The sequence below is a fragment of the Rosistilla ulvae genome (genome assembly GCF_007741475.1).
Taxonomy (GTDB): Bacteria; Planctomycetota; Planctomycetia; order Pirellulales; family Pirellulaceae; genus Rosistilla; species Rosistilla ulvae.
In genome coordinates, this window is record NZ_CP036261.1 from 4,767,901 (window position 1) to 4,793,816 (window position 25,916).

The window sequence follows — 25,916 nt, forward strand, 5'->3', positions numbered from 1 at the left end:
AATCAGCCGTTTGGGCGTTAGCCCCGGTTCAAGCACTGCTAAACCTGGGCTAACGCCCAAACGGCTAATCCAAGAAGTTCGCATGCGATTAAATCAACAGGCCGTTGACGAGTTCCGCAACGGGTCGTTCTCACGCCGGGGACCGCGCTACGGCTGCTTTACGATCCGCCAACAGCGATGGATACGGCGGTTTCGGTATTCTGGGGGGACTGTTTGCGCCGAGATCTCGCGGATATCGGTCGCTTCGATCGCGCCGTGGTCAAACTTCAGACGCCGAAAATTGCTGCTGAAGTAGACCACGCCTCCGGGGTTCATCAGCTTCAGCACCGAATTCAATAGATCGACATACCCGTGCTGTACCTCCCAAACATCGTCGGTCCGCTTGCTGTTGGAGAACGTTGGCGGATCGACAACCGCGAGGTCATAGGTCGGTTTGGGAACGTGATTGGCAAGGAAATCGAGCGTGCTATCGCGATGATACTTGTGCTCCAAACCATTGAATCCGTTAAGCGCCATGTTCCGCCGGGCCCAATCCAAATAAGTGTTCGACCAGTCGACGGTCGTCGTCCGCGACGCCCCCCCGGCGGCGGCGTAGACCGAAAACGAACCGGTGTAGGCAAACAGATTCAGCATCGATTTCCCCTCCGCCTCGCCACGGACCATCCCCCGCGTCAGCCGGTGGTCCAGAAACAGCCCGGTATCGACGTAATCCGATAGGTTGACGATAAAACGCAGCCCCGCCTCGTCGACTTCGGTCTCGTATTGCTCGCTGGCAACATGCTCGTGTTGGCTCGATCCCGATTGCCGCGAACGTCGTTTTAAGAAGGTCTGCCCTTTGGGAATCTGTAACGTATCGCTTGCCGTCTGCGCCATCAGGTCCAACCAGTTGGCATGCTGGGCCGGATCGCGATCGTGCGGCCGTTCGTATTCATTAATATGTAGATGATCGCCATAGCGGTCGACAACCAACGGAATCTCGGGAATATCCCGCTCGTACAGTCGGAAACAGGTCACACCTTGGCGGGTCGGCAGTCGGCGCAAATGCCTTGCCCGCTTGGTCAACCGCGTGCGAAACAGTGCAGCCTGTTCGTGAGCCTTGGCGTCCAGGTGCCCAAAGGCAGGGGTAATCGCCTGGACCGGCCGCGAGGGGACCGGCGACGGCTGAATCTTGGCTGCCACTTCCGACTCTGTCCCCGGTTCGATTTCTTGACCGCTTGGATCGTCAGAGACCGATACCGCGGCACCCGATGGATCGGCATCGCCCCCCTGCCGCGGCCGTTTCGGTCCATGGAACTGATAATAAGTACATTCGGTACGGGCGTTGTACAGTTTCCGCCGGCGGTCGGCGTCGCGTCCGACGATCTGTTCAAACCGCGGGTGCGGTGTCAGCACGTAATGGGACCACGTGGTCAGCCGCCGCAGAACCAACGGGATCGAACGGTAGAGCGCGTCCTGACCGGGATTCCGGCGGCCGCTCATGTCGTAGGGCGTGTGGGTGATCAAGCAACCGTACTGCTTGGGACTGGAGAGCGCATCGAACGACTTGGTCTGAAAATGGACCGAACCCTCCACGCCGGCCAGGTGTGCGTTTTCGCGAGCCGCCGCCAACGCGCGTCCATCGACATCGGTACCGATGATCCGCCCCTCCAGTTCGGGCAATTGCAGCTGCAACGCCTCGTCGGTCGCCTGTTCCCACAACGCTTGCGAAAGCGTGGGCCATTGTTGCGAGGAAAAACTGCGTCCCAGCCCCGGTGCCATCCGGCGGCCGATCATCGCAGCTTCGATCACGATCGTGCCGTTGCCGCAAAACGGATCGACCATCGGCCGGTCGCGGTTCCAGAAACTCAGCATCACCAACGCAGCGGCGAGCGTTTCCTTGATCTGAACCAAACCTGGACGTTCGCAATAAGGGCGTTTATGCAATCCCGGTCCGGTCGTGTCGAGCGTTAGCGTCATCTGATCTTGAATCAACGACGCTTCTAATTTGTATTGGGCCCCGGATTCGTCCAACAGTTCGGTCCCATATTCTCGCTGCATCCCCAACACCGCTGCCTTCTTCACGGTCCGTTGGATCGCTGGAACGCTTTCCAATTGAGAATTGTGCGACTTCCCAGAAACCGGAAAACAAGCGTCCTTGGGCAGCCATTGGCTCCAGGGAAGATCGCGCGTTTGATCGAACAGGGCGTCGAAGTCGCCGGCTTCAAAGCTGGCCAAACGGACCAACACACGATCGGCCGACCGCAACCAAAGATTGGCACGGCAGATCGCCTCCGGCGGTGCGACGAACAAGATTCGCCCGGGCGTGAGCACTTTGCCAACATACCCCAGATCGGCCAGTTCGCGGCGGACCACGGCTTCGAGACCAAAGGCACAGGTAGCAATTAAATCGAGGGAATCAGACATGTGAACAGAAGAGCTTCGCGAGGGTTCTGGGAGCATCCAACGCGTCATCGACGCGGGAATCGTTCACGATATCGCAGAATGGTGAGATCGCGAAGGGATGGGAATCGGTGGTTCGATCGATACCGGTCGGTGAGGGCATAAAAAAACCCCAGGGCATCCGAAGACACCCTGGGGCACACTTTCATCTTGCAAGATGCGTGGAGGTCTTAAATTCAGCCACCACAGCTGCTGCAGCCGCTCGAAGCGACTGGTGCAGCCGAACCGCAGCTGCTGCATCCGCTAGGAGCAGCCGAGCCACAGCTTGGAGCTGGAACTTGGACTTGAACTTCGCGTTGAACCTGAACAGGAACGCAAACGGTGTAAGTTTCTGGCACTTGCTCAGTAACTTGACGGTTTACGGTGTAGGTAACTTCGCGAGTTTGAGTTTGAGGAACGCTTACGGTGTAAGCGACTTCGCGGGTTTGAGTTTCGCAACGAGTCTTGTTGACGGTGCGAGTGCGTTGTTCAGTGGTGTAGCTGGTGACTTGAACTTCGCGGGTGCGAGTTTCAGGAACACACTTAGCAACCTGAACGGTGCGGGTGCGAGTTTCAACGCGGCACTTGGTCACAGGAACGCTCTTGGTCCGAGTTTCTTGACGGCACAGTTGAACTGTGTAGTCCTGAGTACGCGATTCAGTGCGGTACTTGGTCACAGGAACGCTCTTGGTGCGAGTCTCTTGACGGCACAATTGAACGGTGTAGTCCTGAGTACGAGTTTCTTGACGGCACTTGGTGACTTGGCTCGTGCGTTGACGAGTTTCAGTGCGGCACTTCTGAACGTTGACCATACGGGTCTTGGTTTCAGTCGTGTACTTGGTTACTGGCACTTCGCGAGTCTTGGTCTCGGTGGTGCAAGTTTGAACCGTGTAGGTGTAAGGAACTTCTTCGCTTTGAGTCGTGTAAGTGGTTACAGGAACTTGTTCGCAAACAACGTTAGGAACCCAAACCTTCTTCATGACGGTGCGAGTTGCACATCCGCCACAAGCGCTTCCGCAGCTGCTGCCGCAAGATCCACATCCGCCACAGCTGCTGCCGCAAGCGCTGCCACAGCTGCTGCCGCAAGATCCGCCGCATGCAACTTCTTGAGCAACACATTGGTAGCTGCCCATGTCTTTGCTAACGCTCTTGTAAGTGGTCACAGGAACTCGCTTGCAAACGGTGCGTGTTGCAGTGCGAGTTTCGGTTTGTGGCACTTGAACAGTGTAGGTTTGGGTAACCATTTCGGTTACTGGAACCTGAACGGTGTACGATTGTTCGACTTGTTCAGTGTAAGGAACTTGAACGGTGTAGTCGGTAACAACGTCTTCGGTGTAAGGCACGTTAACGGTGTAGGTGCGTTGACGTGTTTCGGTGTAAGGCACGTTAACGGTGTAGGTCTGTTCAACGTTTTCGGTGTAAGGAACCGAGACGTTGTAGGTGCGTTGACGTGTTTCGGTGTAAGGCACGTTAACGGTGTAGGTTTGTTCGATGTTCTCGGTGTAAGGAACCTGTACTTGGTAAGGTTGCTCAACCGATTCCAGCTTGCGAACCATTACGGTGTACGATTGTGTCTTCGTCGAAACGACTGGAACACGTACGGTGTAGGCTTGCTCTTCGGTGTAAGGAACGGCGACCTGGTACGACTCGGTGCGAGTGCGTTGCTCAGGAACCATTACGGTGTAGGTTTCTGTGCGGGTCTTGGTTTCAGGAACGCAGCGAACAACGTTACGCATGCGAGTGCGTGTTTCTTGTTGCATGACGGTCGAAGTGACCATACGTGTTTCGGTAACCATTTGTGGGGCACAGCCACCACAAGAAGCCGAGCCACCGCAGCTGCTGCCGCAAGAAGGTGCAGCTGCTTCGCAACCGCAAGCGCTAGCCGAACCACACGACGAGCAGCTAGTTTCACAACAAGACTTCTTGCATCCAAGAAGTCCGCAGCCAGCTTGAGCTTGTGTCGCAAACGTCAACGTAGCGACAAGGCCTAGGGCCGCAACCAAAGTTTTAACATTCATGTAGGTTAACCTCCACATGTTCCAAAAAAAGTGTTTTCGCCCTCAGGCAAACCATGTTCGATGCATCCTGCCAGGCTTGACTATGTTGCCCCAGCAGTGCGTTTGGAAGAATCTACACTGAGGTAGGGGGAAGTCAACATGCGAGGGGAGGGAAAGTGGGAGAATGTCAGATTTCAAGAAAAACGCAAAGCAAGCGTAAAATCCATTTTTTCCCGCACGATTTAATTTTTTTTAAAACACTTTTAAACTCTTTCATCTTTTCCGCTTGCCATTCCCCGTTGCCGAGCTCTTTAACCACGATAGACTAGGCCTTCGGTTCCTCTGGCTGGCAGATGCTTCACGTTTGATAGGCAGAGCCGATCCCGACGGACCATCACCCCACCTTCGGCGGCATCAGCACCGAAGGCAGCGGCGTCCCAGGCTCCGATAACGCGCCCGCAACACCACTCACAGCCCCATAGGCAGCCGAGCCATGCTAGGCGTTTCCCCATCGACGCCGGATCGTCCATGGCTCGTTACACGGCAGTCGAATCGACCGTTGAGCCAGCTTTCGTCCGAGACCTACCGATCGCAAAGCGGACCCCAACTCACAAAAACGACTGTTGCAACTGATCCGCACGGCTCAACCGAAACGTTGACTACCATTGCCAAGTTCCGAATTACTGTCCTATATTGAAACTGGCGGAAGAGGACTGGGTCACATCAAATTGTCGTCAGCGGCGGGAGATGAGTGGTTGACCAACACATCGCGAATATTACGAATTGGCGGGGACAATGGTTCTCCGCTAACGGACTTCACGAGTGATCGAGCCGAGGTCGTATCGGTTGCCACGGCAACCGAAGCGCTCGCGGCACTCAGCAAGGAAGATTTTGACGGCGTCTACATTCCGCTGACCTCGTTGGATGCTCGGGATGAGCTGATCCAATTGCAGCATGGCGGAGCGATGTTGCGCGATATGCCCGATGGTATCGCGATGTTGAACGAAAACCATGAAATCTTGTGGGCCAATCGTCGGTTACACGAATGGTCGGGTAAAGATTCGCTGGTTGGCACGCTGTTTTATGACGCGCTGGACAATCCAGAGATTATGGGGCCCGATTTTTGCCCCTTCCACACCGCCCTAGCGACCGGTTTGGCGATCAACACGACACTGCACACCGCCAACAACAACTACTATCAGGTCCACGCCGCCCCGCTGCGCGGATCGGGCAGTGGCCGCAATTTGATCGTTACGGTCAGCGACGTGACCGAGGAGATCTTGCAGCAGCAGAAGCTTGCAGCGATCCATAGCGCGGGCCGCGAATTGGCCGATATTCGGCCCGACGAAATCTTCTTGATGGATATCAGCCAGCGGATCGATCTGCTGAAGCAAAACATCCACCACTACCTTCACGACCTGCTGAACTTCGATGTCGTCGAAGTCCGTCTGTTGGAACAATCGACCGGCGAACTGCAACCGTTGTTCAGTGTTGGCATCGACCAAGCGGCCGCCGATCGCAAACTGCAAGCTGCCCCCAATGGCAATGGAGTCACAGGATACGTCGCAGCGACCGCCGAAAGCTATCTTTGCGAGGACGTCTCGGTCGACCCGCTGTACATCCAAGGGGTCCAAGGGGCTCGCAGTTCGTTGACCGCTCCGTTGATGCTGCACGATCAAGTTCTTGGGACGATCAACATCGAAAGCCCCGAGGTCCGTGCGTTCTCCGAAAGCGACGTTCAATTCCTCGAGATCTTTGCTCGCGATGTCGCCCAAGCCCTCAATACACTCGAACTGTTGATGGCTCAGAAAGCAAACACCGCCCAACAGAGCTGCGAAGCGATTCACAGCGCCGTCGCCCTGCCGGTCGACCAAATTCTTAACGACGCGGTCAACGTTCTGGAACAGTACATTGGCCACGAATCGGATCTCGCCGAACGCGTTCGGCGGATCTTGAAAAACGCCCGCGATATCAAGCAAACGATCCAACAGATCGGAGAGCGTTTGACGCCGGTCGAAGCCGTTCCGGCATCGGCAAAGAAACCGCAGTACCCCAACCTGATGGACAAACGGATCTTGGTCGTCGATGCCGACACCCAGGTTCTCGACGACGCCCATACGTTGTTGGAGCGTTACGGATGCATCGTGGAAACGGCCCAACGCGGCGATGAAGCGGTCCGCATGGTCCGTTGCAGCCAAGGGGCGGCCAGCTACGATGCGATCATCAGCGACATCCGGCTGCCCGATTATTCGGGCTACCAGTTGATGCTGCGTTTGAAGAATCAAATGGATTATGTCCCGATGATCTTGATGACCGGCTTTGGTTACGATCCGGGGCACTCGATCGTCAAAGCGCGGCAGGACGGACTGCACCCCAAAGCGATCCTCTTCAAGCCGTTCCGCTTGGATCAATTGATCGACGTCCTCGAGACGATTCTCCTAGCCGCGGCGGCTTAACCTTTTCAGGTGTGATCGATGTCTCTGCCGGCTGATTTTGATGTCCGCGAACGCGTGCGCGAGGCCAACGATATCGTCGATGTCGTGGGCAGTTCGTTGGAGCTGCGCCGTCAAGGAAGCAGCTTTGTCGCCCGCTGCCCCTGGCACGACGATAAAAAGCCCAGCCTATCGGTGAACCCCGTCCGCCAGTCTTGGAAATGCTGGCCCTGCGATATCGGCGGCGATGTCTTCAGCTTTGTGATGCGCCGCGATGGCGTCAGCTTTCCCGAAGCGCTGAAAATTTTGGCCGACCGCGCGGGGATCGAGATCCAACGCAGCGGCACCCCGGTCGAAAAGGGATCGGTCGACGATAAAGCGACCCTGCTGTCGGCGATGAAATGGGCCGAGGAGCGGTTCTTTAACTATCTGGAAAAGTCGCCCGCCGCTGCGGTCGTCCGCGATTATTTGCAGCAGCGTGGCATCGACGAAGAGAATCGCGTCCGCTTCCGGATCGGCTTCGCCCCCGACCAGTGGGACTGGCTGTTAGGGGCCGCCCTGGACGCCGGTTTCAGTCCGCAGATTTTGCAAGCCGTGGGGCTCGCCCTGGCCCGTAATTCCGGCAGCGGCCACTACGATTTCTTTCGCGGCCGGTTGATGTTCCCGATCTACGATCTACAAGATCGTCCGATCGCGTTTGGTGGCCGCCACGTCCCGATGATCGGCGATCAATCGGGCGGCAAATACATGAACACTTCGGAGACGAAGCTGTTCTCCAAGAGTCAGCATCTGTATGCGTTGAACATGGCCCGCCAACCGATGCAGCGGCAACGGCAAGCGCTTGTCATGGAGGGCTATACCGATGTGATCGCCGCTCGCCAGCACGGCATCGAAACCGCAGTCGCCTGTTTGGGCGTCGCGGTGGGGGAAAGTCACGTCAGGTTGCTGAAGCGATTTGTCGATCAGATCGTGCTGGTTCTCGACGGCGATGCGGCGGGACAACGCCGCGCCGACGAGGTCGTTGAATTGTTTGTCGCCGCTGACGTCGACATGCGAGTCCTCACACTCCCTCAAGGCCAAGATCCAGCCGATTTCCTGAACGAACAAGGGGCTGATGCGTTTAAGGAATTGGTCGCCCAAGCCCCCGATGCGATCGATCACAAATTGGCCCGCGCGACCGATGGCGTCGATCTGGTCCGCGATACGCATGCCGCATCGGCCGCCCTCGATTCGATGCTTCGCTTGGTCGCCAAGTCGCCGCAAAACGGGAACACCCTGCGAACCGAACAGACGGTGATGCGGTTGGCACGGACCTTCGGATTGCCAGCCGAAACGCTGCAGCGACGCATCGACGAACATCGCCAAGACCCTCGGCAACGACGCGAGTTCAAGCGACAACCCGAACCGGCAGCACCACCAGCACCGGTCCGGCGACAACCGATTACCGGGATCGACCGCGAATTGTTCGAACTAATGATCGAAATGTCGGAACTGGTTCCTCAAGCGCTCGAAGCGATCGAACCGCGTTGGCTAGCAACCGATACCGCCCGGGCGCTGATGACGGTCTACGAAGATCTGGAACTGGAGGGACACGACCTGGACATCCAAAACGTCCTGCTGGCCGTCGAAGATGCCCACCTGAAAGGCGTGTTGGTCAATTTCCAGCAGTCGGTCGATGACAAAGCGGCAACCGTCAACGGACCTCCCGAAGAGAGGATGCAGGCGGTGATCGATCGCTTCCGCGGCACCGAACTGTCGCATCAACGGCAGCAGACGTTGAAGGAACTCGAATCGAGCCAACTGGACGACGAAGAGGAGATGGAACTGCTGAAGCAGATGTTCGCTCAAGAACGGACGCGGCAGGGGCTACTGACACCGCCACCCTCTTCTGAATAACCGACCGCCGTCCGCTCGTCGTTCTTCACCAGGCGACTTCCAGCACTTCCCACCGGGCTGCAAACCGGCAACGGGCGTTTGCAAAGCGCCCGCCCTTGAAGCCCTTTCCTGCCGAGCGCCGTTAAAAGTCAATACCGTTCAACGTAGGAGCATCGGACCGTCGAAAGAATTAGCGGCGGGACGTAGTGGACGAGGTTACGAGTCACAGCGATTTGGTCTGATGCAAAAGGACTCGTAACCTCGTCCACTACGCTTCGTTGAACGGTACTGCGTTAAAAGTGATCCAGGATCGCGACGGGCGTTTTGGAATCGATCTGGACGGCAAAATCTTCGCCGATCAAATCGCGGCGGATCGCCAGCGTGACGCGATGCTTCCCTTTGGCAAGCTTCAATTCCGCGGCGTTCCAGATCGGCATCGGTTTGCCATCGACCCACATCTTCAGCGCGTCGGTCTCGGGCAACACGATCCGAATCGGTTGATCGTCGAACGATTCGAAATCGAACCGGATGAACGAGGTCGGCGGTGCGGTGTGATGCTGCTTGAATTGCGGCAATTCGGCCACCGGAACGCGGCCATCGACACGGGTCGTCGTATTCTCCCAAACCAGAACGGGATTGTCGGTGGCGACCGCATCGACGCTGGTGCGATTCAGCAGATGGTTCGCCTCGGGAGAATGGATCAATTTCTGCCAGGCGCGGACGATCGGTTCGGTCTTCAGCGTATAGGCTGGCGTCCGCCCTAGTTCCGATAGAAAGCGGACCAAATGGACCAGATCGTCGCGGGTGAGCGAATCGACCAGACCGGCTGCCATCAACGAACGCCCTTCGCCGACCTGATCGATCGTCTCTTGAGGGATCGTCTTTTTGCTGCCGTCGGCCAGGCGAACCGTCAACGATTCCTCGGTCTCCGAATCGAGGATGCCCTGCACGATCGATCCATCGTCGGTCACGACAATCACCGAATGGAAGTTCTCTTTTACCTTGGCGTTCGGGTCGATCAGCGATTCGATCAAATAATCGATCTGAGCACTTCCACCCAAGCTGACAAAGTTGGGTCCGACGCGTCCGCCGGCGGGACCGATCGCATGACAAGCGATGCATTGCAATTCGCTGCGGCGAAAAATCGTCTCTCCCTTGGCGGCGTCGCCGGAGGCAAGGACCGCGGCGGTCAGTTCTTCGGTTTGCGCGGCCGACATCTTCCAACTGGCGTCATCCAATTTGCCCGCTTCACGAATCGCAGATTCCAATTTCGGATGGTTGCCGGCGGCCCGGACCTCGTGGATCGCCGCGCGGGCGGCGTCGCTGGGCAACTTCACCGTCGCAAGTGTTTCGAGCAAACGGCCTGGCCCTCCCTTGCGGCGCAGCGTCCCTCGGATCGCTTGCTCTCCCCAAGGGGCTGCTTCGCGCGAAGCCATCAATTCCCAAGCCGCACGCGCCGCCAGGTTGGGACGCGGACCGACCAACGCGTCGATCGCAGCGATCCGCCAAGAAGTCTTGGCCTGGGCGTCGTTGGCGATCGCGGTCAACGCCTTCAACGAAGGCTCCGACGCCAATTGCCCCAACGTGGTCAGTGCGGTCATTGGCAGCGAGTCGCTCGCTTGAGCCCGCCCGATCGCCGCCAACACGATCGGCTGCAGCGCCGCCGCTTTCCACAAACCGATCGCCTTGAGTAACGCTTGCTCGCCGGGCGAATCGGATTCCAGCGATGCCTGTTCCGCAAACGCCTTCAACATCGCGGGGCCCTGCGTCGGCATCACGTTGCGAGTTTCTTTCTGTCGCACCACCGCGGCGATTAGCGCGGCACGATCGCTGTCGGAAAATTTACCTTCGGGATCCAACACGATCTGCAACAGATCGTTCAGCGATTCGGCGTCCGCCGCGTCAGCCAAAGCATCCAGCAAGGGCATCGATTGTGAAACGTCGATCCGATCGCTGCGAACCGCTGCCACGACCGGAGCGACAACCGCTGGCGTCGCTGCGGCGCGAATCGCAAACACCAACCGCGCCGGCTTCTGTTGGGTGTCGAAGGTTCCCGCGGCGATCGCTTCGATCCACTGCGACTGAGATTTCCGCAGCGCACTCCAAAGCGCAAAGTCCAGGTTGTCGTCCATCGGTTGGTCCAGCACGGCCAGCGCAATCGCTGCGGCTTGGGCCGTTCCGACTTCGCCCAACGCACTAACCGCTTCGAGCCGGACCTGAGGATTCGGGTCGGCGACAGCGGTTTGCAGCCACTGCAACGCGTCGGGCAAGTCATCGCGACGCAGGCCGATATACCGAACCGCTGCAGCACGGAAGTGTTCGTTGTCGCACACAGCGAGCGTCTTCAAGAGATACCCATCGGGGCGGTCCAGACACTCGCGAACCCACATCGCTTCGAACTGTCGATTCAACTTTGCCTCGCTGTCGGAAGCGTCGCCCAGCCACTGGGTCAGCAAATCGATCACGCGATCCGAATCACGGTGCTTCAATTCCTGACGCGCGAATTGCCGCAACCAGAGCGCCGGGCTTTCCAACAAACTCAACAGCGCCGGTTCGGCGAGGTCGCCGGTCGGCGTCGGCTTCATAAGAGGTGAATTCTTAAACGTCAGACGCCAGATCCGACCATGCCCTCGATCGCGGCGGTCGTCGCGGAAATCGACTTCGCCATGCTGGATGATCGGGTTGTACCAATCGGCGATATAGATCGCCCCGTCGGGTCCCATCCGGGCGTCGATCGGCCGAAACGCGACGTGCTGACTGGCGATCAATTCGGGCTGCTGGCGCGAATTGTATCCACTGGCCTGCGGGCGAACTGTGAACCGGCAGACGCGATGTCCGCGGAAGTCGTTGGTGACCAGATCACCCCGCCACGGGTCGGGGATATGCGTCCCCGAAAGAACTTCCAGACCGCAGTGCTTCGGGCTGCCGGGGTTGAGTCCGCGCAAGTGTCGCACCGCGCCGGGGCTGGTCGCGAACACAGCCCCCGGAAAGACGTAATTGATCCCTTCCACGCCCGCACCATCGGTGGCGAACGATTGGCCATAGGCATCAAAAACGTGCCCCCACGGATTGACCAACCCTTTGCACATCACCTCCAACGACTGTGTCTCGGGGCGATAACGCCAGATCCCACCGCCGTTGAGATGCCGCGTTCCGAAAGGAGTTTCGACATGGCTGTGGATGTAGATCGATTGGTTCATGTAAAGGCAACCATCGGGGCCCCACCGCAGCGTGTGCAGCAGATGGTGCGTGTCTTCGGTGCCAAAACCACTCAACACGACTCGACGCTGATCGGCGCGACCGTCCCCATCGGTGTCGCTCAAATGAATCAGTTCGGTGCTGTTGGCAACATACGCCCCGCCATCGCCTGGCAGGATACCGGTCGGAATCAAAAGATCGTCGGCGAACACGTCGCTGCGATCGGCGACACCATCGCCGGTCGTGTCTTGCAAAACGATGATCTTGTCGGTCGCCGCGGCGCCGGGTTCGATCTGCGGATAGACTTCGCTGCTGGCGACCCACAATCGACCGTCGCTGTCGAAGTTCATCTGGATCGGTTTCTTGATCATCGGATCCGACGCAAACAGATTGATCTCGATCTGCGGATCCAATCGCATCGCCGCCATCTCGGCTTGCGGATCGGGATCGGGAATATCGGTCAAATCTCGCTGAGCCCATAGAATGGTGGCGGGCATCGCAAGCAACAGCTGCACAAAGACCAAGGAATGGTTGCGGATCACAGAGAGCTTTCCTATCAGTAAAGGTAGGCGGATGGGGTTGGGGGGATTGGGCGATCGTCGATTATAAATCAAATCGGGTTTGCGTGTTGTCGCCCCAAGCACTGTTTGACCCAGCATGTCTGGGCGCTTAGCATTAGAAAAGACCAAGGAATCTTATCGATAACTTCAGGATGCGACCTAAGGCAGGAACCAAACTTATGAAACAACGTCCTCATGCTGTCAGCCTTGCCAGCGATGCCACCGTGGCAAAGAAAATTGGGTTGCGTTTCTTTTTAGTTCTCTGTGGCATCGCGGCGATGTCGGTTGTCGCCATGGGACAAGGTCCGGCCTTTGATCCGCTGGCCCCCGGTGGCGTCGCTCCCACCCAACCACGACCTCGCGCGGCGGCTCCCCGGCCGACACAACCCGCCCCGACGGCTCGCCCGGTCACAACATCGACTCCACCAAAAACGACGCGTCCCAACAATGCGCCCAAAAAGAAGATCCCCGAGGAACTTAAACCGCGTCTGGAAAAGGTCACAACCAAAGATGGCGTCCAGCTGCAGATCGGATACTTCCCATCGGATCAAGGCAAGAAAGCGGCGACCGTGCTGTTGGTTCACGAATGGTCGGGGCAAACCAGCCCTTACGTCCCGTTGGCCTTTAAACTGCAAGCCGAAGGCTGTGCGGTCGCGTTGTTGGACATTCGTGGCCACGGCCGCAGCCGCGTGATCGGCCCCGATGGCAAACCGATCGAAGTCGAACGAGCGACCAAGCGCGACATGGAAGCGGTGGTTGCGTTGGACATGGAAGCTGCGAAAAAGTTTCTTCGCGCCGAAAACGACGAGGAAAAACTGAACCTCAACGCGCTGGCCGTGATCGGAATCGAAGAGGGTGCGATCCTGGCGATGAACTGGGCGATGATGGATTGGAACTGGCCATCGATCGGCAGCAAGAAACAGGGACAAGACGTCAAGGCGTTGGTCCTCGTTTCACCACTGAAATCGGTCAACGGTGTCAGCGGCGACTTTGCCACGCGACACCCCGCAGTCAGCCGGATGCCCGTGATGATCGTCTCGGGAAGCTCGATCAGCGAGAATTCCGAAGCGAATCGTTTGGCGAAACTGTTTGAACGAGCCCGAGTGTCGGGCAAGTACAACAACGCTCAGCCTCTGCCCGTCAAAGCGATGCGGGTCCGAGCCAACCTATCCGGTGCGAACCTCGTCCTGCGTGGCCCCGACGTTCTCGACAGCATCGCCAGCTTTATAAAGCAGAACGTCGTCGACAACATGGATGTCTTGCCATGGGTTCAACGCAGCGACGATTGAACCACTTGCTTCGCGTCGGGGGCTGAATCGATCGACGCTTCTCGGATGACAGGTTTGGTCGAATCAGCTGAGAACCGTCACTCGGTGGCTGCCAGATTCCCAATCGGAGGCGATCACCAATCGGCGGGTTCCGCCGTCTTGCCCGGACGAACGACATCGGTTGCCAAACCAACGATTTCCATCATCCGGATCACCGACCACGCCATGTCGTATTCCCACCAGCGATGACCATGCATCGCAGCTCGTGGACTGGCGTGGTGGTTGTTGTGCCAGCCTTCCCCGTGGGTCAGTATTGCGATCAACCAATGGTTGCGGCTGTCGTCGCGGGTCTCATAGTTGCGGTAACCGATCACGTGGGTCAGCGAATTGACGGCCCAAGTGCCGTGCAAAACAACGACCACACGAACGAAGACTCCCCAGAAAAACCAGCTCAGTCCCAACTGAACCGCTCCAGCGAGCGTGCCGGTCATGTAATAACCGACCGCCGATCCGATCAGATAATACAGCAGCGCATGGGACGCGAAGATCCCAAACCAACGCCATCGCGCTTCCAATTTCAAGTAGAAAGGATCGCGCAACAGATCGCGGACGTAGCGTTCAAAATGGCTGGTCGTGTCGTGGTCCCGATTGCGGTAGAGCACCCAACCGACGTGCGACCACCAGAACCCCGCCTTGGGAGTGTGTGGATCGGGCTGATGATCGCTGTGTTGATGGTGCATTCGGTGGATCGCGACCCAACGAGCGGGGCTGTCTTGCAGGTTGCAGATTCCCAACACGGCCAAACTGTGTTCAAGCCACAGCGGACATTTGAAACCACGGTGGGTCAACAACCGGTGGTAACAGACGTTGATCCCAATCATGCCGTAGAAAAAATGGCCCAGTACGGCCAAAACGAGCCCGGACCATGAGAACAGATACCCCGCCATCGGTGGAATAACAACCATCAACGCGGCAAGATGGACCAATCCGATCACCAATGCATAGGTAACTTGCAGCTCCGGCGGCTTGGCCGTTTCTGGGATATCGACGCGTGGTGGACGCCCCGACGAGGCGGGCGTGGTTTGGCTCGAATCGCCGGATTCCTGGTCGGGGGCTTCGATCGCTTCGGTAGACATGATGAAATCGGGGTTTTCTAAGGGAAAAGTTGAGGATCTCGGATCGCCGATTCGGTCGCTGGCATCCGCACAGCCGGTTCAACCGGCATCCTAATACGATCAGCGCTTTAGGGGTATGCCGAAAATCAAGACTCCCCTGCCTGGCCAATCCTCGTATTTTCATCATTTCGCCCCAACGAAGCAACCAGAACGGACAAAATGCCCCAATGCAGCGGAGAGCATCCAAACGAAAAAGGCTAGTGCAACAAGCCTGTCGCACTAGCCTTCAGTTTCAAATGGCGTCCGCTACAGCGGACAATGCTATCGGTTGATCGTAGCCGCTGATGGTTCAGCAGCGATCTGAATCGTCGCCTCTTGGATCGGGGGAGCCACGATCGCTTCGGCAACCGGTTCCGCATCCAGACTGCTTACCGTCTTGCCAGCCTCAACTGGAGTGCATTCCGATACGGGGCCAACTTCCACCTGAGTGGTCGCATTTTCGATCGCTGCCTGCTCCCCTTGGGCCGCGGCAACAACCGGATGCCCAAGACTTGACAACGCGTCGCTTGCCTTTACCAAGATGGCAGCAATTCGCGAAGCCAGTTGGCTCGGATTGGCAGCCCACTGCAGCTCGGGCTGCGAACCGGCCAAGAACGACAGTTGCCATTGCAATTCATCTTCCAGGCACTGGTTGGGAACTTCGTTCGCATCGCTGACCGCAACAACATCTTCGTCCCCCGACGCTTTTTCGACAGCCAGCTCGGCCGCGATTTCTTCGTCCCCGCTCATCTCGTCGTCGGCCGACGCTTCGCCATCCGCGTCAACGCTGGCGACATCCGCATCCGCAGCTTCATCCGATGCGACTTCTTCGACCTTTTCTCGGTCGAACGCAGCGGCAGCAGCAGCCATCTCTTCGTCGTAGTAGTACCGATAGTCGTGGTTATAGCCATCATCGACAGCAACTTCATCGACAGCAACTTCATCGACTGCAACTTCATCGACTGCAACTTCATCGACTGCAACTTCATCGACTGCAACTTCATCGACTGCAACTTCATCGACTGCAACTTCATCGACTGCAACTTCATCGACTGCAACTTCATCGACTGCAACTTCATCGACTGCAACTTCATCGACTGCAACTTCATCGACTGCAACTTCATCGACCTGAGCTAATTCGACGTCCCATCCATAGTCGTCGTAGTCGTAGTCGTAGTCGTATCCGTAGTCGCTGTCGCCCGATACATCGTCGGCAGCAAGCTCTTCGCCCGCTTCTTCATCGACTGCAACTTCGTCGACCTCAGCCAATTCGGCGTCCCATCCATAGGCGTCGTCGTAGTAGTCGTAGTCATATCCGTAGTCGCTGTCGCCCGCTACATCGTCGGCAACAAGCGCTTCGCCCGCTTCTTCATCCGCGGCGACGTCATCGCTGGCTGCGACATCCGTACCCCAATCAAATTCATCGTAGTAGGCGTAGTCGTATTCCGATTCGATACCTTCATCCGCAGCGACTTCTTCAGCAGCGACTTCGTAGTCGTCATCGATGCTGTAGGCATACGCGTCGCTCTCGTCTGTGATCGCTTCGGCCGCTGGTTCGTCGCTGCCGACGTTGTCATAGACGATGTCGTCGATCTTGACCGCTTGAGCGAGCATCTCGTCGGCGATGTATTCATCGACAGCACTCTTCTCGTCGGCAACCGATTCGTCGAATGCGATTTCCGCGTCATCGGCGGGCACTTCGTTGGACGCAAGATCGTCGGCAGCGTCGGACAAATCGCGGTTGATTGCCGCGACATCGCTTGCCAAAGCTTCGGCGTCGTGGGCTTCAGCGGCCATGATGGCTTCGACTTCGATTTCGTCGAGCACTTGGGCCAACAGGGCTTCAGCTTCTTCAACCGCGGGATCGATGGCTGCCGCGGGAGCGATTTCGAGAGTGTCGATTGATTCGACGTCGTTTTCGATCAGATCGTCGGTTGCGGCAATTTCCGCCGCCGGTGGCTGTGGCATTCCGAGCTCTTCGGCTTGTTGCGATGCAGCTTTGGCATCGGTTGTGGCCGCGTCGTCAGTGCTCGGTACGATGGAGTCTTCACTTGGGTCGTTGTCGGATTCCGCATGATCCCAACCCTCGAGTTCAAACAGTTCATCATCGTTGTAGTCAGCCACCGGCTGGTCATCGGCCCCGTTCAACGCTTCTACATTCGATTCGCCAGCGTTTACTTCTTCAACCGCGTCGATGGTCGCGACGTCGGGTTGCGAATCAATGGAGTCGTCGTCAGGGGCTTGAACCGCAGCGTTCTCTGCTGCGGCTTCTTTATCCTGGGTCGCGTTCGCCTCAACGTCGCTCGGCAGCTCGACGAAGTTCTTGGCAACGCGGACTTCCGCAGGATAGATCTCGACCAAAACGATATCGGCCGAAGGAAGGTCGTACGGTTGGTATTCTTCGGCGAGATCCGAAGAAGTTGCAAAATCTTCGGTAGGGATATCCCGAGACACCTCGCCGTCCGATGCGTCGCTTTCACCTGTTGTTAGTTCGGTTGTTTCGACGATCAAGACCGATTCATCCGCAACGGCTTCGCCGGCATTCGCTGGGGCCGAAGTGATCGAAGGGGCGTCGACGAGATCCAACTCGGGAGTATCGATCGCCGCAACCGCGGCATCGTCGGCTGGCGCCAGTTCCGCAACGCGAGCGACCGGTTGATCGTCATCCGCTTGCGGTGCGTCGGCAATCCGCGGACCGGCGGTGTCATGCGTGCCGACTTGCGGAGACAACTGGCTGTTCCAACGGACGATGGACAGTGGCGCGCCGTTTTCAATGGCAACCGGTGCCAGACCGACAGGCCCCAAGAACGATTGAGCGGAGGCTCGCGAAACCCCATAGATCGTAGCGATTGTACACAGGAATAAACGTAAATTGCGCGACATATTATAAATCCTCCATGACGGATCGACGCGTGTTGTCTTAACGACTGCCGTCCGTACCTGGACTGCGTTACGCGTCTGGAATAAAGGTGGTAGTTGCTTAGATACGGCTCGATGCGGGCGAGGCGTACAAGGTGGGATGGCCACCACTTTCATCGGCTCATGGGGGGGTTAGGGTCTTTTCTCCTTCTGAACAAAGCTTGCCGTTAAGCGGGAAGTTCGTCGAATAGGATGAGTGTGCCGGATTGAACGATCTTGCGGATTGTGGTGATAATACCCCCCAAGCCAGCGTATCCGTCGAGACATGCATCAATCGCCACAAAGGGCGTCGATTCGTGACGATTTCATTAACCCGTGAACCTCCGATGAACCTGAGTGCCGCAAACGCCGGGGCACTCGATCGCGATCTCCTTTCATGAACACAACCTCTTCGATCTCCAACCGCTCGCCGCGCGTGGTCGTCGGCATCGGTGGCGGCATCGCCGCGTTCAAGGCGGCCAGTTTGGTCAGCCAATTGGTCCAAAGTGGAATCGAGGTTCGTGTCGTCATGACCGCCGCCAGCGAGCAGTTCATCGGAACCAACACGCTGGCTGCCCTCTCGGGACATCCGGTTGCCACAACCGGCTATGCCCCAACAATTTGGCCACTGGGGCCACACATTGAATTGGCCGAGGGTTGCGACCTGTTGTGCGTTGCCCCAGCAACCGCTGATCTGATCGGAAAATTTGCCCACGGCATCGCCGACAATCTATTGACCACGCTTTATCTGCAAGCGACATGCCCTGTCTTAATCGCCCCTGCGATGAGCAACCAGATGTGGAGCAAACCGGCAGTCCAACGGAACATCCGCCAACTAGCTGACGATGGCGTCCACCAGATCGGTCCCGAAGAGGGCTGGTTGAGTTGCCGAAAGCGTGGCTCGGGGCGAATGAGCGAACCCGATGCGATCACACAGAAAGTTCGTTCGATGATCGCCTAATGCAATCCGCGGCGTTCGTTCAACGAACGGCTTGTGGCACCCGGTCGCCCGACGGGCCGGTCGGTTCGGCAATCCTTGCAAAATAGACGGCGCAGGCGGCCCCGATCAAAATCGAGGCGATCGCGAAGCAGGTCAGCAGCGCGCTGCGGAACTTCTGCTGGCGCTTTCGCTCCCCGTCGCTGACCAATGTCGTCGATAACATCTTCTCAGCCAATCGATCGGCAAAAACCTGCCCGTTGACGCTATCGGTCGCCACACCGACCTTTAAGATCCGATCGATCGTGATCCGCGTCGACCCCAGATAGATCGCGTCCCCCGGGACCACGCGATGATGCCGCACTAAGTTGTCGGGACGATTCAACGCCACGCCATTGGTGCTGCCACAATCTTCGATCCACAACGCGGTCCCATCGTCGATCAACCGAGCGTGCCGTCCCGAAACGTTCGGCTTATCCAACACGACGTCGTTGTCTTGCGAACGACCGATCGCGATCACCGATTTAAACTCGATAAGATCGACAGGCCACAACATCTCTACCGTTTCGCCCAACATGATCGAAGACCCGCGGCGAATCGGCTTCGGACCGACGTAGGGAACACCATCGATCCAGGTTCCGTTCTCGCTGTTGACGTCTTGGATCGACAACCGATCTCCCGTCCGCGTCAATTGACAATGGTGCTTGGAAACCTTCGGATGGTCGATCACGACGTCGCAATCGTCGCCGGATCCGATCAACCAGCTGCGGTTAGAGGGTTCGATATTGTTGACGGGCTCGATGGTCATGCTGCACAGAAAAGAAAAGGAGTCCAAACGATCCGAGACTTCGCACGCAGATGTCGCCACAATCTGCTGCAAATCAACGATCTAATTTCAGGTATCGACCGCAGCGCGATCGCGGCCGGCCACTCTGGCCAACGCCGCCCAACGACGTGCTGGCCAATTCGTCGAAAACCAAACACGGACAAGCCGCGTCACCAAGCAGTGCGTTCACCTAGCTTAAGGTTTCGCAGTCGCTTTTGATGCGGCGGGACGATCGAGCGCCCAGCCGATGGCGTTTTCTAACATAACGCGAAAAGCGGGCTGTTCGAAGTCGCTCGAATGTCCCAGCGAAGTATAAAACGATCGCCCGCCGTCGGCGCGAGTAAACGTCCACGCCAGCGGTTCCGATGGCAAGCCCTCGTATTTACCGTTCATAAGAACCGTTGTTCCGCTGGCCAACGGCGATACTTTATAGAGCGATCCGCCGGAGACATAGGGCATCCGATCGACATCCTCCAAAATCGGATGCGTGATCGCGGCGAAGGTGACTTGCGGCAACAGTTTGTTGCCGTGGTGTCCCGTATAGTTGCCGCCAAAGACATCGGGATCAAACGTCGTCCATTCCGCATAACCTTCGGCCGGGTCGACGTTGCGGACATGAAACGCATGGCTCGCGGTGCGAATTCCCACCACCGGTTTTCCCGCGGCGATGTGTGCTCGCACGCGTTCCAGTTGCTCCGTCTTCAGCGTCCGCCGGCGAACGCTCACAAATAACAGATCGGCCGATTCGATCACCTCGCTACCGTGCAGATCGTTTTTGTCCTCCGCGTCGGCGTAGACAAAACTAACGCGATACGACTTCCCCAGCGGATTAACCGCATACGCCAACAACGACTTGTCGGTCGCATATTCGCGTTCGGCAACCAACATCACCACGTGCGGTCGATCGTCCTCGGCATATCGGAATTCTTTGCCGCCGATGATCTGATCGCTCGTGATCGTTGGGCAGACAAACTTTTCGATGTGCTCGACGATCAAGTCGGTCCCGGTGAAATGACTGACCTTCGGCTCCGAAGCCGGATTGTACATCGTGTCGGTCAAATCGCGGATCAATACGGCGTTTTTGCCGTTTTGCACCATCTGCCGCAGACCAAACGGTCGCCCCAACACGCACATGTTCGTGTGCACTCCTGCTAGGATCACGTTCTTGATCCCCGCAGCTTCCATTACGTTCCAGATCTCCGATCCCGAATCGCTTATGAAGTCGCGCCCCGCGTCGATCTTCAGTACATCGATCTGGCGACTCCACGGCGACAGCGGCTTGAGCCCCTTCGCTGTCAGCTCCTTCGCCCAAGCCTCATATTCGACAGGGTCATCGTCCCGCCCACCGTCGCTCTGGTCGATCGGATAGACGCCCGCTTCCTCCTCGGGAATCTTGTAGCACCACGCGTTGATCTCCTCTGGAAGATTGCTCGCTTTGGGAGCGTCGATGGCTCGTTTTCGCGCCGCGTGATCGGTGTAGAAGTTCATGCATCCGCTGGGGGCGTGAATCACAGTCACCCCTTCGCGACGCAGCGCTTCGACAACTTGCTGCAACCGCGGTGCTATCTGCTTTTCCCGCCGCACCGCGTTTTGGCTACTGTGCACATCCCACATGTCGCACAAGATGATCGCCGTCTCTTTCGGATTCCAATCGGCGTCGCGATGCAGCGTATGGAACAAGCCCGAATCTTGATCGGTTTCGGTTCGATAACGCAGGCTCAACGAAAGTGGATCGGCGGCAAGTGTCGAGCGTCCCACGCTGACAAATCCCAAGAGTGTGAGCAACACAGCAACGCGACGGATCCAATTCATTTCATAGGCCTCGGATTTTTAGCAAGTCGATTTTCCAGAAACGCATCATACCACAACCTCCCTAAAATGAGGCGTCGATAATTTTCTGGTACTCTGCCACCGTGACAATCGTTTTCTCCGAAGCGATCGCATCGAGGGTAAACGATTCGACAAACTCTTGTGGTTGGATCGGTTGCCACGATTGAAGAAGTCCCGCCGACCAGAGCGCCCAGCCGACAATCGCTTCGGGCCGCGCGCCGCGCTCGCGAAAATAGCTAAGCCGCGTGTCGCCATGCCGCTTGGCCAACCGACGTCCATCGCTACCGACCACCAACGGAACGTGGACAAACTGTGGCAACGGGTGTCCCAACGCTTCGAACAGATCGATCTGCCGAAAGGTGCTCGGCAACAGATCGTCGCCGCGGCAGACCTCGGTGATTCCCATCGCGATGTCGTCGGCAACAACCGCCAACTGGTAAGCCGCATCGCCGGTCTTCCGCGTGACCGGGAAATCGCCAAGCACCGCGTGCGGGATCTTCGATTGCGGCCCCACGACGCGATCGACAAACGATACGCGCTGCCGTCGCGATCGGAACCGCCAGCAGAATTGGCCGGCTTCGGGCAGCGGATCCCCCGCGTTCCAACCGGCACAGGTGTCGGGGTAGACAGGCCCATCCTGCGATTCATGAGGCGCCGAAGCGGCCTCTTCGATATCCTTCCTCGTGCAAGCGCACGGGTACAGAAGATCCTGCTCGCGCAATCGATCCAAGACCACGCGGTACCGATCGATCCGCTGCGTCTGGATATACGGCGCGTGTTGGCCGCCGATGTCGGGCCCTTCGTCCCAATCGAGTCCCAGCCAAGCGAGATCGTCGACCGCTTGTTGCACAGCCCAAGGCTTCACACGCGGCGAATCGATATCTTCGATGCGGAGCACCACGCGACCGCCGCGGCTGCGGATCGAGAGCCATGCGAGGATGTAGGTTCTCGCGTTGCCAAGGTGCTGCGCCCCGGTGGGCGACGGAGCCAAGCGACCAACCGGCGGTGCGTCCAGCGACATCGAAGCGGCCCTCTCCAATTAAAAATCCGCGTTGCCGGGCGTCCGAGGAAACGGGATCACATCGCGGATGTTCGCCATCCCCGTCGTGTATTGCACTAAACGCTCAAGTCCCAGTCCAAATCCGGCGTGTGGGACCGTGCCGTAGCGACGCAGATCCAGATACCACCAATAATCCTCTTCGCGAAGATCCATCTCGGCCATTCGCTGCGTCAGCACATCCAACCGCTCCTCGCGTTGGCTTCCGCCGATGATTTCACCGACACCGGGAACCAGCACGTCCATCGCGGCAACCGTCTTCCCGTCGTCGCTCAACCGCATATAGAACGGTTTGATCGACGATGGGTAATCGGTAAGGATCAACGGCCCGGCGACATGCTTCTCCGTCAGGTAACGCTCGTGTTCGGCTTGCAGGTCGGTTCCCCAAGCGATCGGGAATTCGAACGATTCATCACAGTTTTCCAAGACCTTGATCGCATCGGTATAGGTCATGTGCTGGAACGGCGTTTCAGCGACTTTCCGCAGCGATTCGATCAGCCCTTTTTGAATTCGCTGGTCGAAGAACTGCAGGTCTTCGTCGCAGTGATTCAGCACGTCGGACAAGATCTTTCGCAGGAACGATTCCGCCAAAGCCATATCGTCGGCGAGATCGAAGAACGCCGCCTCGGGTTCGATCATCCAGAACTCCGAAAGATGGCGACTTGTGTTTGAATTCTCCGCTCGGAACGTGGGGCCAAATGTATAGACTCGGCCGAGCGCCGTCGCATAGGTCTCCGCTTCCAATTGACCGCTGACGGTCAGGAAGGAGGGCTTGTCGAAAAAGTCGAATTCGTAATTGACCGGCCCGCCCGACTTGGCCAATCGGTCCAGATCCAACGTCGTCACCTTGAACATCTCGCCAGCACCTTCGCAATCGCTGGCGGTGATGATCGGAGTGTGCACGTACAGAAAGTTGTTCTCGTGGAAGAACTGATGGATAGATTGGCAGATCTGGTTTCGGACCCGCGCGACGGCGCCAAAGGTATTCGACCGAGCCCGGATGTGAGCCCATTCGCGCAGTTTTTCGAACGAGTGGCGTTTCTTCTGCAGCGGAAAATCGTCGGCCCAGCCGAGAACCGTCACTTGAGAAGCTTGGATCTCCGTCGCCTGTTTCCCTTCGGACGCTTTGACCTCACCCTCGATCGCGACGCTGCAACCAGCCGACAACCGCTGGATCTCGTCCTTGTAGTTCGCTAGATCGGCGTCGGCGATGACTTGGATGTTCCCCATGCAACTGCCATCGTTGATCTCCAAAAAGCTGAAGCCCCCTTTGGAATCGCGGCGGGTGCGGATCCAACCTTGAATCAAGACCGTCTTGCCAACATGTGCGACGTCTCGAGCGTCGGACACGAACAACTTTTCTAACGGCATCAGCTTTCATCCTTGCCAAATCGGGGTGCATCGTTTGAAAGAAACCGATTGTATCGACTCGGCTGCGATTGAACAGCGAACCACGGGGCGAGGCGCTCGCCTCAGTGGTTGTTCGCTCACCAGCTACCGGCGGCTTACACCGCCGGCATTGGGTGTGTCGGCCTCCGGCCTCATTTCTGGTTCGGTCACTCGCCACCGGCGGCTTACACCGCCAGCATTGGGTGTGTCGGCCTCCGGCCTGTAGTGCAGAGACAGGGACCGTTGCCCTCCAGCAAGCATCCAGTTTTCAGGCCGAAGGCCGGCATAGGACCTGCCGGAGGTGTAAGCCTCCGGAACTACAGCGGTCACTAACCCAGAAGGCCAGAGGCCGACACAAGCAAAGAAAACTACTTCACCCACTCGGCCAACTGTTCTCGAAAGATCTTCGAGTTGTGGCGGATGTCGACTGGCAACCGCTCGGGATAGATCCGGATGTCGGTGATCTCGGCGGTGTGAGGATGCGATTTGCCGATCGCTTTTAATGCGTCGAGCAACGCTTGCTGTTCGGACGCCGATTTCGGACGCCGATCGGCGTGCGGTTCGACGATCAAGACCGGCGTCTGCTGGCCGCGTACACCACGTCCGACCAAGGCGGTCCGATAGACATCGGGATGTTCATTGAAGACAGCTTCGCAGCAGATCGTGAACAGCGTCTGCGACGGCGTCTCCACTCGATGAGCCTTCCGACCGCAGAACCAAAAGCGATCCTGATCGTCCAAGTAGCCGACGTCTCCCATTCGGTGCCAGATCCGCGCCCCATCCTGCACTTTGTGAATCGCGTTCTGATCTTGGCGGGTCACATAGTTCCGCGTCACCACGGGACCGCTGACCATCAATTCCCCGATCGTCCCATGCGAAACAGGTTTGGCGTCGCTGATCTCCGAAATTGGTCCCTCGTCGATCTCGACCACTTGCCACATCATGTCGGCAAATCGATGGCCGACACACGTTCCAGCGCCTTCGCGAGTTTTCGCAGCCGTTTCGTCCAACACCTCGCGCGATTCAATCGACGCAACGGGAAGCGATTCGGTCGCTCCATACGGTGTAAAAACCTCGCCTTCGGAATGGATCATTCTGCGAACCGATGCCAGCGTTTGCGGAGGGACCGGAGCGCCGGCCGACAACACGCGGCGTACCGTCGGCAGAAAAATCCCTCCCCTTACGCAATGCTTGCTGACCGTATGCCAAAGCGCCGGCGAACCGAAGGCTTGCGTAACCTTCCAGTCGCGGATGGCGGCCAAGATCTTTTCGGGATCGGCATCGGCGGGCCGCGTCGGATCCATATCGGGAATCACCGTCGTCACTCCCATCACCGCGTCAAACAATCCAAACAACGGGAAGCAGGCCAGATCGACTGTCCCCGGCGCGACGTTGTACTGCTGTTGAATCAACCGCACCTGATGCTCAAACGTCCCATGCGTGTAAGCGACTCCCTTGGGCGGCCCGGTGCTGCCGGTGGTGAAGATGACTGCCGCCGCTTCGGCTTCGGAAGTCATCGGCAATTCGACAGGCTGTTCGCCCAACGCTTCGATCTTCGCAAGCGACACGCCACCGAAGGCGATCGGTCCACCAACACAAATATTTTGCTTGGCCTCGGGAAACCGCTGGCGGTACAACAGCCGGGCGACCTGCGCTTTGGGGATGCCAATAAAACCCTGCGGCTTCGATTCGGCGAGACATTCGATAAGGTTCTTCTTCCCCATCCCGGGATCGACAAGCACCTGCACCATCCCGGCTTTTAATAACGCCAGCACCAAGCGAATGAAGTCGATCCCAAAGGGTACCAACATCGCCAACCGCGTTCCCGGCTCGATCCCGTGCCGCAACAACCCACGAGCAATCCGAGTCGATTGTCGATCCAATTCGGCGAAGGTGATCGTGTCGTAGCGTGGCCGTCGGCCCGGTTTAGCAAACGCGATCGCGATCTGATCGGGCTGCGATTGTGCGAACGTCGCCAAGCGATCGGCGACGTTGCAGCGAACGGTTTCCTCGATAGATGATTCTGTCATGGGGAGCTGTTGGGGTTGCGATCGTTGTTCGAGGGTTTGAAAAGGCG

The 25,916-nt window shown here is 57.7% G+C and carries 14 protein-coding genes; 5 read left to right on the forward strand and 9 right to left on the reverse strand.

Annotation, left to right across the window (positions count from 1 at the left end; translation table 11 throughout):
- Window positions 1–147 precede the first annotated feature (147 nt).
- Both rlmKL and EC9_RS16835 read right to left on the reverse strand, forming a co-directional pair.
- Window positions 148–2,403, reverse strand: a complete 2,256-nt coding sequence (gene rlmKL / locus EC9_RS16830; RefSeq protein WP_145346995.1) for a bifunctional 23S rRNA (guanine(2069)-N(7))-methyltransferase RlmK/23S rRNA (guanine(2445)-N(2))-methyltransferase RlmL — start codon at window positions 2,401–2,403, stop codon at window positions 148–150.
- Between the two features lie 212 nt (window positions 2,404–2,615).
- Window positions 2,616–4,214, reverse strand: a complete 1,599-nt coding sequence (locus EC9_RS16835; RefSeq protein ID WP_449314238.1) for a hypothetical protein — start codon at window positions 4,212–4,214, stop codon at window positions 2,616–2,618.
- Window positions 4,215–5,170: 956 nt separating this feature from the next.
- Between EC9_RS16835 and EC9_RS16840 the strand changes: the two genes are divergently transcribed.
- The gene (locus tag EC9_RS16840; protein WP_246105731.1) at window positions 5,171–6,871 is read left to right on the forward strand and encodes a hybrid sensor histidine kinase/response regulator; all 1,701 of its coding nucleotides are present in this window, start codon (window positions 5,171–5,173) and stop codon (window positions 6,869–6,871) included.
- Between the two features lie 18 nt (window positions 6,872–6,889).
- Window positions 6,890–8,743, forward strand: coding sequence for a DNA primase (gene dnaG, locus EC9_RS16845; protein ID WP_246105732.1), 1,854 nt, complete (start codon window positions 6,890–6,892; stop codon window positions 8,741–8,743).
- 272 nt (window positions 8,744–9,015) lie between these two features.
- Here dnaG and EC9_RS16850 read toward each other — a convergent pair whose 3' ends face one another.
- A complete protein-coding gene (locus EC9_RS16850; RefSeq protein WP_218934203.1) occupies window positions 9,016–12,462 on the reverse strand; it encodes a PVC-type heme-binding CxxCH protein in 3,447 nt (1,148 codons plus the stop codon).
- Between the two features lie 197 nt (window positions 12,463–12,659).
- Between EC9_RS16850 and EC9_RS16855 the strand changes: the two genes are divergently transcribed.
- On the forward strand, window positions 12,660–13,769 hold the full coding sequence (locus tag EC9_RS16855) for an alpha/beta hydrolase (RefSeq protein ID WP_145347001.1): 1,110 nt from the start codon (window positions 12,660–12,662) through the stop codon (window positions 13,767–13,769).
- Window positions 13,770–13,882: 113 nt separating this feature from the next.
- On the opposite strand, the gene EC9_RS16860 is transcribed toward EC9_RS16855, so the two are convergent.
- The gene (locus EC9_RS16860) at window positions 13,883–14,884 is read right to left on the reverse strand and encodes an acyl-CoA desaturase (protein ID WP_145347003.1); all 1,002 of its coding nucleotides are present in this window, start codon (window positions 14,882–14,884) and stop codon (window positions 13,883–13,885) included.
- Window positions 14,885–15,799: 915 nt separating this feature from the next.
- Between EC9_RS16860 and EC9_RS27350 the strand changes: the two genes are divergently transcribed.
- Window positions 15,800–16,039 carry a pentapeptide repeat-containing protein gene (locus EC9_RS27350; RefSeq protein ID WP_391556730.1) on the forward strand — a complete coding sequence of 80 codons (240 nt, stop codon included), beginning with the start codon at window positions 15,800–15,802 and terminating at the stop codon, window positions 16,037–16,039.
- Between the two features lie 2,158 nt (window positions 16,040–18,197).
- Complete coding sequence (locus tag EC9_RS16870) at window positions 18,198–18,761, forward strand: flavoprotein (RefSeq protein WP_246105734.1); 564 nt, start codon at window positions 18,198–18,200, stop codon at window positions 18,759–18,761.
- Window positions 18,762–18,780: 19 nt separating this feature from the next.
- Here the strand turns inward: EC9_RS16870 and EC9_RS16875 are convergent, their stop codons facing one another.
- The 5 genes from EC9_RS16875 to EC9_RS16895 form a co-directional block, all read right to left on the reverse strand.
- A complete protein-coding gene (locus EC9_RS16875; protein ID WP_145347005.1) occupies window positions 18,781–19,545 on the reverse strand; it encodes an FHA domain-containing protein in 765 nt (254 codons plus the stop codon).
- Between the two features lie 213 nt (window positions 19,546–19,758).
- A complete protein-coding gene (locus EC9_RS16880) occupies window positions 19,759–21,375 on the reverse strand; it encodes an isochorismatase family protein (RefSeq protein ID WP_145347007.1) in 1,617 nt (538 codons plus the stop codon).
- A gap of 61 nt (window positions 21,376–21,436) precedes the next feature.
- Window positions 21,437–22,414, reverse strand: coding sequence for a tRNA glutamyl-Q(34) synthetase GluQRS (gene gluQRS, locus EC9_RS16885; protein ID WP_145347010.1), 978 nt, complete (start codon window positions 22,412–22,414; stop codon window positions 21,437–21,439).
- Between the two features lie 18 nt (window positions 22,415–22,432).
- Window positions 22,433–23,821 carry an asparagine--tRNA ligase gene (gene asnS, locus EC9_RS16890; RefSeq protein WP_145347012.1) on the reverse strand — a complete coding sequence of 463 codons (1,389 nt, stop codon included), beginning with the start codon at window positions 23,819–23,821 and terminating at the stop codon, window positions 22,433–22,435.
- A 386-nt stretch (window positions 23,822–24,207) separates the two neighbouring features.
- The gene (locus EC9_RS16895; protein ID WP_145347015.1) at window positions 24,208–25,869 is read right to left on the reverse strand and encodes a fatty acid CoA ligase family protein; all 1,662 of its coding nucleotides are present in this window, start codon (window positions 25,867–25,869) and stop codon (window positions 24,208–24,210) included.
- Window positions 25,870–25,916: the final 47 nt, after the last annotated feature.

What these genes read in the sequence shown, in the direction of transcription:
- rlmKL (WP_145346995.1), bottom strand. Translation starts at nt 2,403, where the DNA reads ATGTCTGATTCCCTCGATTTAATTGCTACCTGTGCCTTTGGTCTCGAA.
- EC9_RS16835 (WP_449314238.1), bottom strand. Translation starts at nt 4,214, where the DNA reads ATGGTTACCGAAACACGTATGGTCACTTCGACCGTCATGCAACAAGAA.
- dnaG (WP_246105732.1), top strand. Translation starts at nt 6,890, where the DNA reads ATGTCTCTGCCGGCTGATTTTGATGTCCGCGAACGCGTGCGCGAGGCC.
- EC9_RS16855 (WP_145347001.1), top strand. Translation starts at nt 12,660, where the DNA reads ATGAAACAACGTCCTCATGCTGTCAGCCTTGCCAGCGATGCCACCGTG.
- EC9_RS16860 (WP_145347003.1), bottom strand. Translation starts at nt 14,884, where the DNA reads ATGTCTACCGAAGCGATCGAAGCCCCCGACCAGGAATCCGGCGATTCG.
- EC9_RS16870 (WP_246105734.1), top strand. Translation starts at nt 18,198, where the DNA reads ATGAACACAACCTCTTCGATCTCCAACCGCTCGCCGCGCGTGGTCGTC.
- EC9_RS16875 (WP_145347005.1), bottom strand. Translation starts at nt 19,545, where the DNA reads ATGACCATCGAGCCCGTCAACAATATCGAACCCTCTAACCGCAGCTGG.
- EC9_RS16880 (WP_145347007.1), bottom strand. Translation starts at nt 21,375, where the DNA reads ATGAATTGGATCCGTCGCGTTGCTGTGTTGCTCACACTCTTGGGATTT.
- gluQRS (WP_145347010.1), bottom strand. Translation starts at nt 22,414, where the DNA reads ATGTCGCTGGACGCACCGCCGGTTGGTCGCTTGGCTCCGTCGCCCACC.
- asnS (WP_145347012.1), bottom strand. Translation starts at nt 23,821, where the DNA reads ATGCCGTTAGAAAAGTTGTTCGTGTCCGACGCTCGAGACGTCGCACAT.
- EC9_RS16895 (WP_145347015.1), bottom strand. Translation starts at nt 25,869, where the DNA reads ATGACAGAATCATCTATCGAGGAAACCGTTCGCTGCAACGTCGCCGAT.